This window comes from Kitasatospora sp. NPDC040550 (assembly GCF_055594965.1).
Map to the genome: position 1 here is coordinate 207,794 of NZ_JBVIWC010000007.1, position 14,540 is coordinate 222,333.

General features: G+C 72.0%; 15 protein-coding genes. 12 read left to right on the forward strand and 3 right to left on the reverse strand.

The features are described from left to right. Positions 1 to 88: 88 nt before the first annotated feature. A complete protein-coding gene (locus ACZ58X_RS13305; RefSeq protein WP_470333773.1) occupies positions 89 to 1,051 on the reverse strand; it encodes a zinc-binding dehydrogenase in 963 nt (320 codons plus the stop codon). A gap of 278 nt (positions 1,052 to 1,329) precedes the next feature. Then, a complete protein-coding gene (locus ACZ58X_RS13310) occupies positions 1,330 to 2,523 on the reverse strand; it encodes an NAD(P)-dependent malic enzyme (protein ID WP_470333774.1) in 1,194 nt (397 codons plus the stop codon). Between the two features lie 582 nt (positions 2,524 to 3,105). Between ACZ58X_RS13310 and ACZ58X_RS13315 the strand changes: the two genes are divergently transcribed. The 5 genes from ACZ58X_RS13315 to ACZ58X_RS13335 all read left to right on the forward strand — a co-directional run bounded on the left by ACZ58X_RS13315 (position 3,106) and on the right by ACZ58X_RS13335 (position 7,963). Next, the gene (locus tag ACZ58X_RS13315; protein ID WP_470333775.1) at positions 3,106 to 4,032 is read left to right on the forward strand and encodes an ABC transporter substrate-binding protein; all 927 of its coding nucleotides are present in this window, start codon (positions 3,106 to 3,108) and stop codon (positions 4,030 to 4,032) included. Positions 4,033 to 4,497: 465 nt separating this feature from the next. After that, positions 4,498 to 5,427, forward strand: coding sequence for an ABC transporter substrate-binding protein (locus ACZ58X_RS13320; RefSeq protein WP_470333776.1), 930 nt, complete (start codon positions 4,498 to 4,500; stop codon positions 5,425 to 5,427). Positions 5,428 to 5,464: 37 nt separating this feature from the next. Then, positions 5,465 to 6,439: an amino acid ABC transporter permease gene (locus ACZ58X_RS13325; RefSeq protein ID WP_470333777.1), complete on the forward strand. Its 975-nt coding sequence runs from the start codon at positions 5,465 to 5,467 to the stop codon at positions 6,437 to 6,439. After that, entirely contained in the window at positions 6,436 to 7,239 is an 804-nt protein-coding gene (locus ACZ58X_RS13330) for an amino acid ABC transporter ATP-binding protein (protein WP_470333778.1), read from the forward strand. Before ACZ58X_RS13325 ends, ACZ58X_RS13330 begins: the two co-directional genes overlap by 4 nt. Before the next feature lie 136 nt (positions 7,240 to 7,375). After that, entirely contained in the window at positions 7,376 to 7,963 is a 588-nt protein-coding gene (locus ACZ58X_RS13335; protein WP_470333779.1) for a CGNR zinc finger domain-containing protein, read from the forward strand. A 17-nt stretch (positions 7,964 to 7,980) separates the two neighbouring features. Here the strand turns inward: ACZ58X_RS13335 and sodX are convergent, their stop codons facing one another. Further along, positions 7,981 to 8,424 carry a nickel-type superoxide dismutase maturation protease gene (sodX, locus tag ACZ58X_RS13340; RefSeq protein ID WP_360233467.1) on the reverse strand — a complete coding sequence of 148 codons (444 nt, stop codon included), beginning with the start codon at positions 8,422 to 8,424 and terminating at the stop codon, positions 7,981 to 7,983. 210 nt (positions 8,425 to 8,634) lie between these two features. Here sodX and sodN point away from each other — a divergent pair, with 210 nt between their 5' ends. From sodN to ACZ58X_RS13375, 7 genes are all read left to right on the forward strand, one after another. Further along, positions 8,635 to 9,030 (forward strand): superoxide dismutase, Ni, encoded by a 396-nt coding sequence (sodN, locus tag ACZ58X_RS13345; RefSeq protein ID WP_045699892.1) that lies wholly within the window; start codon positions 8,635 to 8,637, stop codon positions 9,028 to 9,030. 342 nt (positions 9,031 to 9,372) lie between these two features. Then, complete coding sequence (locus tag ACZ58X_RS13350) at positions 9,373 to 10,425, forward strand: FecCD family ABC transporter permease (protein WP_470333780.1); 1,053 nt, start codon at positions 9,373 to 9,375, stop codon at positions 10,423 to 10,425. Beyond that, positions 10,422 to 11,222 carry an ABC transporter ATP-binding protein gene (locus tag ACZ58X_RS13355; protein WP_470333781.1) on the forward strand — a complete coding sequence of 267 codons (801 nt, stop codon included), beginning with the start codon at positions 10,422 to 10,424 and terminating at the stop codon, positions 11,220 to 11,222. Before ACZ58X_RS13350 ends, ACZ58X_RS13355 begins: the two co-directional genes overlap by 4 nt. Before the next feature lie 27 nt (positions 11,223 to 11,249). Beyond that, the gene (locus ACZ58X_RS13360) at positions 11,250 to 12,245 is read left to right on the forward strand and encodes an ABC transporter substrate-binding protein (protein WP_470333782.1); all 996 of its coding nucleotides are present in this window, start codon (positions 11,250 to 11,252) and stop codon (positions 12,243 to 12,245) included. 59 nt (positions 12,246 to 12,304) lie between these two features. Beyond that, positions 12,305 to 12,781 carry a GNAT family N-acetyltransferase gene (locus tag ACZ58X_RS13365; protein WP_470333783.1) on the forward strand — a complete coding sequence of 159 codons (477 nt, stop codon included), beginning with the start codon at positions 12,305 to 12,307 and terminating at the stop codon, positions 12,779 to 12,781. A 137-nt stretch (positions 12,782 to 12,918) separates the two neighbouring features. Next, on the forward strand, positions 12,919 to 13,329 hold the full coding sequence (locus tag ACZ58X_RS13370; RefSeq protein WP_360233452.1) for an ATP-binding protein: 411 nt from the start codon (positions 12,919 to 12,921) through the stop codon (positions 13,327 to 13,329). 154 nt (positions 13,330 to 13,483) lie between these two features. After that, entirely contained in the window at positions 13,484 to 14,476 is a 993-nt protein-coding gene (locus ACZ58X_RS13375; protein WP_360233449.1) for an RNA polymerase sigma factor SigF, read from the forward strand. The last annotated feature ends 64 nt before the right edge of the window (positions 14,477 to 14,540 follow it).

Sequence of the window (14,540 nt, forward strand, 5' to 3'; positions counted from 1 at the left end):
ACAAACCTCGCCCCCCCCCCCCCCCCCCCCCCCCCCCCCCCCCCCCCCCCCCCCCCCCCCCCCCCCCCCCCCCCCTCCCCGCCGCGCGTCAGGGGTTGAGCACGATCTTGCCGAAGACCTCGCCCTTGGCGAGCCGGGCGAAGCCGTCCCGGGCCTCGGCCAGCGGCAGCACCGAGTCGATCACCGGGCGGACCCCGGTGTTGGCGCACAGGGCCAGCAGCCCGGCCAGCTCCTCCTTGGTGCCCATGGTCGAACCGACCACCTTGAGCTCCAGGAAGAAGATCCGGTTCAGCTCGGCGGCCTTCGGGCTGGGGCCGGAGGTGGCACCCGAGATGACGATGGTGCCGCCCGGGCGCAGCGACTTCACCGAGTGCGACCAGGTCGCGGCGCCGACCGTCTCCATCACCGCGTCCACCCGGGCGGGCAGCCGGGCGCCGCTCTCGAAGGCCGCGTCCGCGCCGAGCCCGACCGCCCGGTCACGCTTGGCCTCGTCCCGTCCGGTGACCCAGACCCGCAGGCCGGCCGCCTTGCCGAGCACGATCAGCGCGGTCGACACCCCGCCGCCGGCGCCCTGCACCAGCACCGTGTCCCCGGGCCTGACCCCGGCGTTGGTGAACAGCATCCGGTACGCCGTCAGCCAGGCCGTGGGCAGGCAGGCGGCCTCCTCGAAGCTCAGTTCGGCCGGCTTGGGCAGCAGGTTCCAGGTGGGCACGGCCACCCGCTGGGCGAAGGTGCCCTGGTAACGCTCGGTCAGGATGGACCGGGGCTCCTCGGGGCCCACCCCGTGGCCGGACTGGCCGATCACCGAGTGGACGACCACCTCGTTGCCGTCCTCGTCGATACCGGCGGCGTCACAGCCGAGGATCATCGGCAGCTTCTCGGCGGGCAGGCCGACTCCGCGCAGCGACCACAGGTCGTGGTGGTTGAGGCTGGCGGCCCGGACCGTGACCACGCTCCACCCGGGACGGGCCTGCGGCTCGGGGAGTTCGCCCAACTCCAGCCCGCTCAGCGGGTCGTCGGCGTCGATACGGGCGGCATAGGCAGCAAACATGCCCCGGACACTAGCCGGGACGGCCGGGGCCGGGAACCACGCGTGGGTGTGACGCGTGTCCCGGCTGTTACTCCCCCGCTCGCCTCCGGGCGCTCGGACCCGCTGCCGACGGTCGTCGCTCCGGCGCTCGTGCCTCGCTCGTCGCTCGCCCTCCTTGCCCGCCGGCGGGCAGGAGGGGCCCATCCTTTCGGCAGCGGCGCGCCCTTCGGCTCGGGGGGCGGGGGAGCGGCCGTCGTGGCCGGCCCGCTCCCCCGGCCCCGGGGGCTGGTGCCCGGTCGTCAGATCCGGGCGACACCCTCCGCGCGGGCGGCCTCGGCCACGGCCTTGGTGACCGCCGGGGCGACCCGCTCGTCGAACGGCGAGGGGATGACCTTCTGCGGCGTCAGCTCGTCGGCCACCACGGCGGCCAGCGCCTTGGCGGCGGCCAGCTTCATGCCCTCGGTGATCCGGGAGGCCCGCACCTGGAGGGCGCCGGCGAAGATGCCCGGGAAGGCCAGCACGTTGTTGATCTGGTTCGGGAAGTCGCTGCGCCCGGTGGCGACGACCGCCGCGTACTTGTGCGCCACCTCGGGGTGGATCTCCGGGTTGGGGTTGGCCATCGCGAAGATGAACGCGCCCTCGGCCATGGTCGCCACGACCTCCTCCGGCACGGTGCCGCCGGAGACGCCGATGAACACGTCGGCGCCGGCCAGCGCATCGGCCAGCGAGCCCTTGAGCTGCGAACGGTTGGTCAGCTCGGCGATCTCGGCCTTGACGTCGGTCAGGTCCTCGCGGCCCCGGTAGACCACGCCCTTGCGGTCGCACACGGAGACGTCGCCGATGCCCGCCGCCAGCAGCATCTTGGCGATGGCGATGCCGGCCGCACCGGCGCCGGAGATCACGGCCCGCAGCGAGCCGATCTCCCGGCCGGTCACCTTGGCGGCGTTCCACAGGGCGGCGGTGGTGACGATCGCGGTGCCGTGCTGGTCGTCGTGGAAGACCGGGATGTCCAGGGCGTCCTGGAGCCGGCGCTCGATCTCGAAGCAGCGGGGCGCGGAGATGTCCTCCAGGTTGACGCCGCCGAAGGACGGGGCCAGCCGGACCACCGTCTCGACGATCTCGTCCACCTCGGTGCAGGCGAGCGCGATCGGCACCGCGTCCACCCCGCCGAACTGCTTGAACAGGATGGCCTTGCCCTCCATCACGGGGAGCGAGGCCTCCGGGCCGATGTCGCCCAGGCCCAGCACGGCGGTTCCGTCGGTGACCACCGCGACGGTGTTGGCCTTCCAGGTGTAGTCGTTGACCAGCTCCGGCTGCTCGGCGATGGCCGTGCAGACCCGGGCGACACCGGGGGTGTAGGCGAGGGACAGGTCGTCCGCGTCGCGCACCGGCACGGTCGCCCGGATCTCCATCTTGCCGCCGCGGTGGAGCGCGAAAACGGCGTCGACCGGATCGTCGGTGTCCTGGGTGCTGCTGATGATCTCCGCTGCCACGATGACCTCTTCGTCATTGTTCCGGCGAGGTGCGCGGCCGACGGACTGGGCGCCCCGGCCGTAAGCCGGAAACCGGGTACGCCTGAGCGGACCCGGGGTCGGGGCGGGGGCGCTGCCGTCGGGTGGCGCCCTCGGATGAGGGTTTTTATGGGGTCTTGTGTTGTCCGCTTGTGCTACCGGGCCGAGCGTAGGTCGGACCAAGGCATCGCACCTATGCCTTTTCGTCCTCGTCACGCGCAGTTCATCGCCGTGCTGTCGCGTCGGCTGGGGCCCGGTGTCGGAAGCGCCGGGCTCCGGCGGCGGCAACGGCGCTGAGGCACGCGCACCCGCAAGTGTGAACGCAGATCCGCAGGGGATCGGTGCCCCGGATACGGAGCCACGTGATGACTTCCGGTCCTGGACACCCCGAGCCTGTCGGGGCTCGTCGGTCTGGTTCGAGCGTTCGGGGGTCACCCGGTACCGAATTCTGACACACCCGCTGCCGGGCCCGGCAGGGCGGGATGGCAGGATCGCTTGTCCGCCGTTCCGCGTACACCCGCGCGACACCGCGGCGACCACGGTTCCGCCCTCAGGAGCACCCTCATGCCTCACCTCCCTCCCGCCCGTCGCCCGGCCTTCGCCGCGGCCGCCCTGGCCGCCGCCGGCGCCCTGCTGCTCACCGGTTGCGGCGGTGGCGGGCAGGCCGCCGCGAGCGACCCGGTCAAGGACGTCCGCGGCAAGCTGCCGAAGGCCCAGCGCTCCGCCGGCGTGCTGCGCGTCGGCATGGACGTCAACTACGCGCCGGTGGAGTTCCGCGGTCCGGACGGCAAGCCGGCCGGCCTCGACCCGGAGCTCGCCGCCGCCCTCGGCCGGATCCTCGACGTGCGGGTCGAGTTCGTGGACACCCCCTTCGACAAGCTGATACCGAACCTCCAGGGCAAGCAGTTCGACGTGGCGATGTCCGCGCTCAGCGACGTCCGCGCCCGCCGCGAGGGCCTGGACGCCGACGGCAAGCAGGTCAACCCGGGCGTCGACTTCGTCGACTACTTCATCGCCGGGACCTCGATCGTCGTCCCGAAGGGCAACCCCAAGGGGATCCGGACCCTGGACGACCTGTGCGGCCGGACGATCGCCTTCCAGCAGGGCACCACCCAGGACGAGATCGCCACCCGGCAGGTCGCCGTCTGCTCGCGCGCCGGCAAGCAGCTGACCGTGCACCGCTTCGACACCGACGCCAAGGCGCTGGCCGAGGTCGCCTCCGGCACCGCCGCGGCCGGGCTGAACGACTTCCCGGTGGCCGCCTACGCGGCGAAGACCACCGACGGCGGGGGCCGCTTCGAGGTGACCGGGGCCCAGTCCACCTCCAACCCGTACGGCATCGCGGTCCGCAAGGAGGACACCGAGCTGCGCGACACCCTCTCCAAGGCGGTGGACCAGCTGATCCGCAGCGGCGAGTACGACAAGATCCTCGCCAAGTGGAACGTGAGCGCGGGCGCGGCGCAGAACGCGGTGGTCAACGGGGGCATCTGACCGGAGCGGAGCGGCGGGGCACGGGCGGGAACGGGCGGGGAACGGGCGGGGCAGCGGCGGGGCGTCCGGGAACAGCACAGCCGGATCTGCATACTTATACGCAGGGTGACAGGGGCACGCGATCCGTCCGAATAGCGGACAGCACGAGCCCTCGTTATCCGATTTTGATCTGGATGAGGGCCACCTGACCGTCATCAGATGGCAGGATTCCCCCCATCTCGGATCGAGCCGACCACCGGTCGAGGCGGTTCAGGTCGACGTCCACCTCGGCGGAGGGTGGCGGAAGCAGTACCCGCACCACCCTGGGCGGCCACCTGCGCCCAGGCAACTGCACCACCCGGCAACGCACGTACGACGACGTACAGCGAGTGACCACCCGTACGGCTCCGTACGGCCAGCTGCCCCGGTGCGCCGCTCCCGCGGCGCGCTCCGCCCGATTTCTCTCCCCAGGAGGAGATCCCCCTCATGACCGTCCGTACCCAGCGCACCCGCCTCTTCGCGGCCGGCGTGGCTGCCGTGTCCGTGTCCCTGGCGCTGACCGGCTGTAGCAGCAGCAAGAGCAGCGACGGCAGTGGCGCCCCCAACGCCTCCGCGACCGTGAACACGGTCAAGGCCGACGACAAGCTGGCCGCCCTCGTCCCGGCCGACGTCAAGTCGGCCGGGAAGCTCCTGGTCGGCGCGGACGCCTCGTACGCGCCGGACGAGTTCAAGGACGACAGCGGCAAGGTCATCGGCATGGACGTCGACCTCGCCAACGCGATCGCCGCCAAGCTCGGCCTCAAGGCCGAGGTCCAGGACTCCGGCTTCACCGCGATCATCCCCGGCATCCAGTCGAACAAGTTCCAGCTCGGCATGTCGTCCTTCACGGACAACAAGGAGCGCGAGCAGGTCGTCGACATGGTGACCTACTTCAACTCGGGCAGCGCCATCGCGGTCAAGAAGGGCAACCCGGGCAAGGTCGACCCGAAGGACCTCTGCGGCAAGAAGGTCGCCGTCCAGACCGGCACCACCCAGGCCGACGAGATCAAGGACACCCGCAACCCGGACTGCACCAAGGCCGGCAAGCCGGGCATCCAGAACGAGGGCGACAAGTTCGACCTCCAGACGGACGTCACCAACGCCGTGGTCTCCGGCCGCGACGACGCGATGATGGCCGACTCCCAGGTCGTCGACTACGCGATCAAGCAGTCCGGCGGGCAGCTGGAGAAGCTCGGCGACACCTACGGCGTGGCCCCCTACGGCGTCGCCCTCGCCAAGGGCTCCAAGCTCACCCCGGCCGTCCAGGGCGCCATCCAGTCGCTGATCGACGACGGCACCTACAAGCAGATCCTCGCCAAGTGGGGCGTCGAGTCCGGTGCCATCGACAAGTCGACCGTCAACGGCGCCGTCAGCTGACCCCTCGTACGCTTCATCTCTCCCCCGAGGCCACACCGTGAACTCTCTGGACAAGGGGACGGCGCCGAAGGGACGGCCTGAGATCATCAAGGCCGTCCCGGTCCGCCACCCCGGACGCTGGGCGGGCGCCGTCGTCATCGCCCTGCTCGCGGCGATGCTGCTGAGCGCCCTCTTCACCAACCCCGCTTTCAAGTGGGACATCGTCGGGCAGTACCTGTTCCACGACAGCATCATGCACGGGCTGCTCGTGACGCTGGAGCTGACCGCCCTCTCCATGCTCATGGGTGTGGTCGGCGGCGTCATCCTCGCGGTGATGCGGCTCTCCCCGAACCCGCTGCTGGCCGGCACCGCCTGGGTCTACATCTGGATCTTCCGCGGCACCCCGGTCCTGGTGCAGCTGGTGTTCTGGAACTTCCTCGGCCTGATCTGGGCCAAGCTGTCGATCGGCGTCCCGTGGGGCCCGGAGTTCTGGTCCGGCGAGACCAACGTCCTGATCCCGACCTTCGTCGCCGCCCTGCTGGGCCTCGGCCTCAACGAGGCCGCCTACATGGCGGAGATCGTCCGCGGCGGCATCCAGTCGGTCGACGAGGGCCAGACCGAGGCCGCCCACGCGCTCGGGATGAGCCGGTTCCAGACCATGCGGCGGATCGTCCTGCCGCAGGCCATGCGGGTGATCATCCCGCCGACCGGCAACGAGACCATCTCGATGCTCAAGACCACCTCGCTGGTCTCCGTGATCTCCCTGGAGGAGATCTTCCGGGCCGGCCAGGTCATCTACTCCCGGAACTACCAGAACATCCCGCTGCTGATCGTGGTCAGCCTCTGGTACCTGTTCTTCACCTCGGTGCTGACCATCGGTCAGTACTACATCGAGCGCCACTACGCCCGAGGTTCCAACCGCACCCTCCCGCCCACGCCGCTGCAGCGACTGCGGGGCCTGTTCGCCGGGAAGCCCGCCCCGAAGACCACCGCCGACGTCGTCCCGGGGCTCGAGGGAGGTGGTCACGTATGACCGATCTGAGCAAGACCCCCACCGACTCCGCGCCCACCGGTGAGCCGATGGTCCGGGCCGAGAACGTGCACAAGTCCTACGGCCTGGTCGAGGTGCTCAAGGGCATCGACCTGGAGGTCAAGCAGGGCGAGGTGTTCTGCCTCATCGGCCCGTCCGGCTCCGGCAAGTCGACCTTCCTGCGGTGCATCAACCACCTGGAGAAGATCAACGGCGGCCGCCTCTGGGTGGACGGCGAACTGGTCGGCTACCGGCAGAAGGGCGACAAGCTCCACGAGCTCAAGGACCGCGAGGTCGCCCTCAAGCGGCGCGACATCGGCATGGTCTTCCAGCGCTTCAACCTGTTCCCGCACATGACCGCCATGGAGAACGTCATCGAGGCGCCGGTCCAGGTCAAGGGCGAGAGCAAGGCCGAGGCCCGGGAGCGCGCGATGGCCCTGCTGGAGCGGGTCGGCCTGGCCGACAAGGCGAAGAACTACCCCTCGCAGCTGTCCGGCGGCCAGCAGCAGCGCGTGGCGATCGCCCGCGCGCTGGCCATGAAGCCCAAGCTGATGCTCTTCGACGAGCCCACCTCGGCGCTCGACCCGGAGCTGGTCGGCGACGTCCTGGACGTCATGCGCGGACTGGCCGAGGAGGGCATGACGATGGTGGTCGTGACCCACGAGATGGGCTTCGCCCGCGAGGTCGGCGACGCGCTGGTGTTCATGGACGGCGGTGTGGTGGTCGAGTCCGGCAACCCCCGCGAGGTGCTCACCAACCCCCAGCACGAGCGCACCAGGGCCTTCCTCTCCAAGGTGCTCTGAGCCCGTACGGTCGGCGCCCGGCAGACGACTTCCTGCCGGGCGCCGACGTTTTCCCCAGCCGGGTAATAGGCTGGAAGCACTCAGCCCGTTACCGAAACGATCCGGGCCCGTTACCGCAACCACTGGAAGGACCGCCGTGGAGCTCGCCTCGTACGCCGATCTCGCCGTTCGGCTGGTGAACACCGAGGAACCCGAGCGCGGCACCGACACGCTGACCTCGGTGGACGCCGTACGCGCCCTGTTCTCCGACTCCTCCCGCGCCGCCGCGCTGGCCGACGAGTCCGACGTGCCCCGGCTGCGGGCGGTGCGGACCAGGCTGCGCGGGGTGTTCGAGGCCGCCGCCGAAGGGGACGAGATCCGGTCCGTCGACCTGCTGAACAGCCTGCTGATGGAGTACCCCGTCAGCCCGCTGGTCTCCGGGCACGACTACCTGGACGACGCCGGCCGGCCGCGCTGGCACCTGCACCTCGCCGACAACTCACCCACCGCCACCGCGCACTTCAGCGCCGTCGCCTGCATGGGCCTGGCCGTGCACCTCACCGAGCTGGGCGCCGACCGGCTCGGCATCTGCCAGGCCGCGCCGTGCCGCAACGCCTACCTGGACACCTCGACCAACCGCTCCCGCCGCTACTGCTCCGACCGCTGCGCGACCCGCGCCAACGTCGCCGCGTACCGGGCCCGCAAGCGGCTGGAGGCCGAGGCCGCGCTCGGCAACGGACGGTAGGCCCTGGCCTGCCGCCCTCAGGGCTCGTCGACGAAGACCCCGAACCGGCGGGCCAGGCCCGGCACCCGGGCCAGCCGGGGGCCGAGCAGCAGCCGCTCCAGCCCGCGGCCCGGCGCCAGCCAGGCGGGGCTCGGCCGCAGCCGCAGCAGCACCCGGCCGAGCACCAGCTCGTCCGGGACCGGGCCGTAGCTGCGGCTGTCGCTGTCCACCGGACGGTTGTCGGACAGCAGCCACCAGCCCTTCGGACGGCGCTCGGCGGCCCGCTTCACCACCAGCAGGTCCTGCTGGAACGGGTGCCGGAACAGCACCACCGCACCGGGCCGGATCGGCGCGCCGTAGCGGACCAGCAGCTGGTCGCCCTCGCGCAGGGTCGGGACCATCGACGGGCCCGAGACGTCGACCAGCCCGAACGGCACCGCGCCGCCCGGCCCGCCGCCCTGCGGCTCCGTGCTCCGCGCCATGGCTCCTCCTCCCGGACCGACCGCCCCCAGTCTGCCGTACGGACCGTCATCCGTTCGATGTCCGGACGACTCCGGCCACCGCTCCGTTCGATGTCCGGATTACCCCGGTTCCGGGTCCGTCTTTTGCCCTAGGCCCACCGCCCGGCCGCGAAACCCGGAGGCCGGAAGGGTAATCTCGGGCGCGGGAAGACGATCTAAGGAAGGACTCCCATGTTCTCTCGTCTGTTTGCACCGCGTGCCACTGCTCACGCCCACTGCGACCTGCCGTGCGGTGTCTACGACCCGGCCCAGGCCAAGCTGGAGGCCGAGTCGGTCAAGGCCACCCAGGAGAAGTACCAGGCCAACGAGGACCCGCACTTCCGCGCCCGCGCCATCATCATCAAGGAGCAGCGCGCCGAGGCCGTCAAGCACCACATCTCGGTGCTGTGGAGCGACTACTTCAAGGCCCCGCACTTCGAGAAGTACCCGCAGCTGCACCAGCTGATCAACGACACCCTGAAGGCCGCCTCGGCCGCCAAGGCGTCCACCGACCCGGCCACCGGCCAGGCCCTGCTGGACCTGATCGCCGAGGTCGACAAGATCTTCTGGGAGACCAAGCAGGCCTGAGCCTGACGCGTCGCCACCCGGCCGCCCCCGTCCGCACCGTCGGACGGGGGCGGTCGTGCGTTCCCGGGCCGGCCCGCCCCGGAAACGGACCCCGGTAAGGGTTGCCTAGCCTGAGTGGCTGTTATGCTGCCAGGGCGTCCGAGGGGGAAGTCCGGTGAGAGTCCGGCGCTGACCCGCAACGGTGAGCACGGCCCGCGGTCCCGGGGCCGGGCCAGCCCGATCGCCCCCGGCCGCTGAACTCCCGACAACTCGCCGTGGACTGCGAGGGGAAGGCGCCCGGGGCCGCCCCCGGCCGGCGCCCGCCCCGGCACACCCGCGGCCCGAGGCAAGGCGCGCCCGCACGTGAGTGACCCCGTCCGCCGAATACCGACCCTCCCGCTCGCCCTCGGCCTCGCCGCCGCCCTGCTGCTCTCCCTGGTCTGCGGGGTCGCGTTCGGCGCCTCCGGGATCGAACTCCCGGACGTCCTGCGGCTGTTGGTCGCCGGACTGACCGGCGGCCGGCTGGACGCGGGCGACGCGGCGGCGTACGCGATCGTCTGGGAACTCCGGCTGCCGCGCACCCTGCTGGCCGCCGTGGTCGGCGGCGGGCTCGCCGCCACCGGGGTCGCCGTCCAGGCCCTGGTGCGCAACGCCCTCGCCGACCCCTTCGTGCTCGGCATCTCCTCCGGCGCCGCCGTCGGCGCCAACGCCGTCCTGCTGCTCGGCGCCTTCGCCTCGCTCGGGGTGTGGGCGATCTCGGTCTCCGCGTTCGGCTCCGCGCTGCTCGCCATGGTGCTGGTCTACCTCGCCGCCCGCACCGCGTACGGGCTCACCCCGCTGCGGCTGGTGCTCACCGGCACCGCGCTCTCCTACGGCTTCTCCGCCCTGACCACCCTGATGGTCTTCTCCGCCGACCACGCCGAGGCCGCCCGGGACGCCATGATGTGGCTGCTCGGCAGCCTCGGCGGCGCCACCTGGGGCTCGGTGCCGATCGCGGCCGGCACCGTGCTGGCCGGACTGGCCTACCTGGCCTGCGCCGCCGGGCGGTTGGACGCGCTCGCGATGGGCGACGAGACCTCCGCCTCGCTCGGCGTCGACCCGGACCGGCTGCGCCGGGAACTGTTCGTGGTCACCGCCGCCGTCACCGGCACCGTGGTCGCCGTCAGCGGGGCGATCGGCTTCGTCGGACTGCTGATGCCGCACTTGGCCCGGATGCTGGTCGGCGCCGGGCACCGCCGGGTGCTGGTGATCGCGCCGCTCGCCGGGGCATTGCTGCTGGTCTGGGTGGACATCGCCTCCCGCACCCTGCTGGCGCCCGCCGAACTGCCCGTCGGGGTGTTCACCGCGGTGCTCGGGGTGCCCGCCTTCCTGCTGATGATGCGCCGCCGCGGCCAGGCCTTCGAAGGCCGGCGATGACGGCCCCGACCCCGTCGACCGGCGCGGAGGAACTGCGCGTCGACGGCGTCTCGGTGGAACTGGCCGGCGCCCGGCTGGTCCACGAGGTCAGCCTGGCGGCCGCCGCCGGGCAGGTGATCGGGCTGATCGGCCCGAACGGCAGCGGCAAGTCGACCCTGCTGCGCTGCGTCTACCGGGTGCTGCGCCCGGCCGGCGGGACCGTCCGGCTGGCCGGCGACGACCTGCACGCGCTCACCGCCCGGGACACCGCCCGCCGGGTGGCCGCGCTGACCCAGGAGCACCCCGCCGAGTTCGAGTTCACGGTGGCCGAGGTGGTCGCCATGGGCCGGCTGCCGCACCGGCGCGGCCTCGGCGCCGGCCCGACCGCCGGGGACCGGGAGCGCTGCGCCGCCGCGCTGCGCCGGGTCCGGGCCGACCACCTCGCCGAACGCGCCTTCCCGAGCCTGTCCGGCGGCGAGAAGCAGCGGGTGCTGATCGCCCGCGCCCTCGTCCAGGAACCGCGCCTGCTGGTGCTGGACGAGCCCACCAACCACCTGGACATCGCGCACCAGTTGGAGGTGCTGGCGCTCGCCCGCGAGGCCGGGCCGACGGTGCTCACCGCGCTGCACGACCTCAACCTCGCGGCGGGCCACTGCGACCGGCTGTACGTGCTGGAGGCCGGCCGGATCGTCGCCGCCGGGGAGCCCCACGAGGTGCTCCGGCCCGAGCTGCTGGCCGAGGTGTTCGGCGTCCGGGCCACCCCCGTCCGCCACCCCGGGACCGGCGCCCTCCAGCTGCTGTTCGACCGTCTCACCTGACCCCCCGCGAATCCCCGAGGAACTCGTATGCGCACCAAGGCCGTTGCCGCCACCGCCCTGCTCACCCTCGGGCTGACCGCCTGCGGCGCCGAGATCGCCCCCGGGCCGGGCGCCACCACCGCCTCCGCCCACTACCCGGTGACCGTGACGAACTGCGGCGAGCGGCTCACCTTCGCGCGGAAGCCCGCCCGGGTGGTGACCAACGACGTCAACATCACCGAACTGATGCTCTCCCTCGGCCTCGCCGACCGGATGGCCGGCTACGTGATGCCCGACGACAAGGGGCAGGTCGACAAGGTGGCCTGGAAGGACGGCTACCAGCAGACCACCTGGCTCTCCAAGAAGGTGCTCACCAAGGAGATCGCCCTGGACGCCAAGGCCGACCTGGTGTTCGCCGGCTGGCACTACGGCTTCGACGAGGGCAGCGGGGTCACCCCGCAGGCGTTCAAGGCGCTCGGCGTGGACTCCTACGTGCTCAGCGAGTCCTGCCACAGCGGCAAGGGCTCCGAGCGCGGGGTGATGGACCCGCTGGAGGCGCTCTACACCGACCTGGCCAACCTGGGCGCGATCTTCGACGTCGAGGACCGCGCCGACAGGCTGATCGCCGAGTCCAGGGCCACCATCGCCGCCGTGCCGCAGCCGGAGCGCCGCCCGTCCGTCTTCCTGTACGACAGCGGGCAGGACAAGCCGTACACCGCCGGGAAGTTCGCCGCCGCCAACGAGATCATCGCCAAGGCCGGCGGGACCAACGTCATGGGCGACCTCGCGGACACCTGGGTCACCGCCGGCTGGGAGAGCGTGGTGCGGCGCGACCCCGAGGTGATCGTGATCAACAACTACGCGACGCCGGGCGCCGAGGAGAAGCGGACGTTCCTCAAGTCCTTCCCGCCGCTGGCGAACGTCGCCGCGATCAGGAACGACCGGATCTTCGTCATGGACTACGTCGACCTGGTCGAGAGCCCGCGCAACCCGGCCGCGATCAGCACCCTGGCCGGGTTCCTGCGCACCGTCCCGGCCCGCTGAACCGTCCACCGACCGATCGGCCCTGGGCCCGGGCGGGGCTCGCGCAGTAGGCTCGCGGCATGATCCGCACCGCCGTCGTCACCGATGTTCCCGTCATCCTGGCCATGATCCGCGACCTCGCGGAGTACGAGAAGGCCCCCCAGGAGGCGGTGGCCACGGAGGAACAGCTGCGCGAGGCCCTGTTCGGCGCCGCCCCGGCGCTGTTCGGCCTGATCGCCGAGGACCCGGCCACCGGCGAGCCGGTCGGCTTCGCGCTCTGGTTCCTCAACTTCTCGACCTGGCGCGGCACCCACGGGATCTACCTGGAGGACCTCTACGTCCGCCCGGAGGCCCGCGGCGGCGGCCACGGCAAGGCGCTCCTGCTGGAGCTGGCGCGGATCGCCGTCGAGCGCGGCTACGCCCGGGTCGAGTGGTCGGTGCTCGACTGGAACCAGCCCTCGATCGACTTCTACCGCTCGCTCGGCGCGGTGCCGATGAACGGGTGGTCGGTCTACCGGCTCACCGACGAGGCACTCACGGCCGCCGGGAAGCGTTGAATCCACGCACGGAGTACGGGCAAAGCCCCTGCCACCCTGCGTCGCAATGCCTTACCATGAGTAACTCCCGCACCGGGTGCGGAGGACGCCCCCTCGGGGGTACCAAGCAAGCACAGCGCGTCACCCAGGAGGCAAGGGTGTCCCAGATCGACAGCGATCTCGGAGTTCAGGACTTCGTGGAGGTCCGGCTGCCCGCGGCGGGGGCCTACCTCTCCGTGCTGCGAACAGCGACGGCCGGGCTTGCCGCCCGGCTGGACTTCACCCTCGACGAGATCGAGGACCTGCGGATCGCGGTGGACGAGGCCTGCGCCATCCTGCTCCAGCAGGCGGTGCCCGGCTCCGTCCTGTCCTGCGAGTTCCGGCTGGTCGGCGACTCGCTCAAGGTGACCGTCTCCGCTCCCACCACGGACGGCAAGGCGCCCGAGCGCGACACCTTCGCGTGGACGGTGCTCTCCGCACTGGCCGGCGAGGTGGACTCCTCGGTCGCCGAGGACAACACCGTGACGATCAGCCTGCACAAGAAGCGCGGCGGGTCCGCCGCCCACTGACCGGGCACCGAGCAGCACCCTGCAAGGGCCGTCCGCCGCACCCCACCCGGGGCCGGTGGGCGGCTCCCGGTACCGCCCCACCGGCGGTACGACCAACGAGACGATGCCGGGGCCGACGGCCCCGGTGCTCCCGGAACGGAACGGGGGAATGGCCGTGAGTGATCTGGACCGTACCGGCCTCGCGACGGCGGGACCTGCCGTACCGACCCAGGCGAGCGTTTCCGGCCTCGCCGCCAACGACGAAGCGCACCCGAAGGACGCCCACCGGATGAGCCACCCGACCGAGCCGACGTCTGAGCCGACGCCCGCCTCCCCTCCCCCGGCGGAACCGGCGGAGGAGGGCGCGGACCTGCACGGCGCCGTGCCCGCCCAGGGCTCGCACCGCACCGGCGCGCCGGACCGGGAGGCCGCCCGCGCGCTGTTCGTCCGGCTGGCCGCGCTGCCCGAGGGCTCCCCGGAGCGCGTGGAGCTGCGCAACCAGCTGGTCCGGATGCACATCCCGCTGGTCGAGCACCTCGCCCGGCGGTTCCGCAACCGGGGCGAGCCACTGGACGACCTGACCCAGGTCGCCACCATCGGACTGATCAAGTCGGTGGACCGCTTCGATCACGAGCGCGGGGTCGAGTTCTCCACCTACGCGACGCCGACCATCGTCGGCGAGATCAAGCGGCACTTCCGCGACAAGGGGTGGGCGGTGCGCGTCCCGCGCCGCCTCCAGGAGCTGCGGCTGTCGCTCACCACGGCGACCAGCGAGCTCTCCCAGCGGCACGGCCGCTCCCCCACGGTGCACGAACTGGCCGAGCACCTGGGCATCTCCGAGGAGGACGTGCTGGAGGGCCTGGAGTCCGCCAACGCGTACTCCACGCTGTCCCTGGACGTCCCGGACAGCGACGACGAGTCGCCGGCCGTGGCGGACACCCTGGGCGCCACCGACGAGGCGCTGGAGGGCGTCGAGTACCGCGAGTCGCTCAAGCCGCTGCTGGCCCAACTGCCGCCCCGGGAGCAGAAGATCCTGGTGCTGCGGTTCTTCCGGAACATGACCCAGTCGCAGATCGCCGCCGAGGTGGGGATCTCCCAGATGCACGTGTCCCGACTGCTGGCCCGGACCTTGGCCCAGCTGCGGGAGAAGCTCCTCGTGGAGGAGTAGCGGGAGCGGTACGGACGGACGGCCGCCGCAGCGGGTGCTGCGGCGGCCGTCCGTTCGTGTGCGG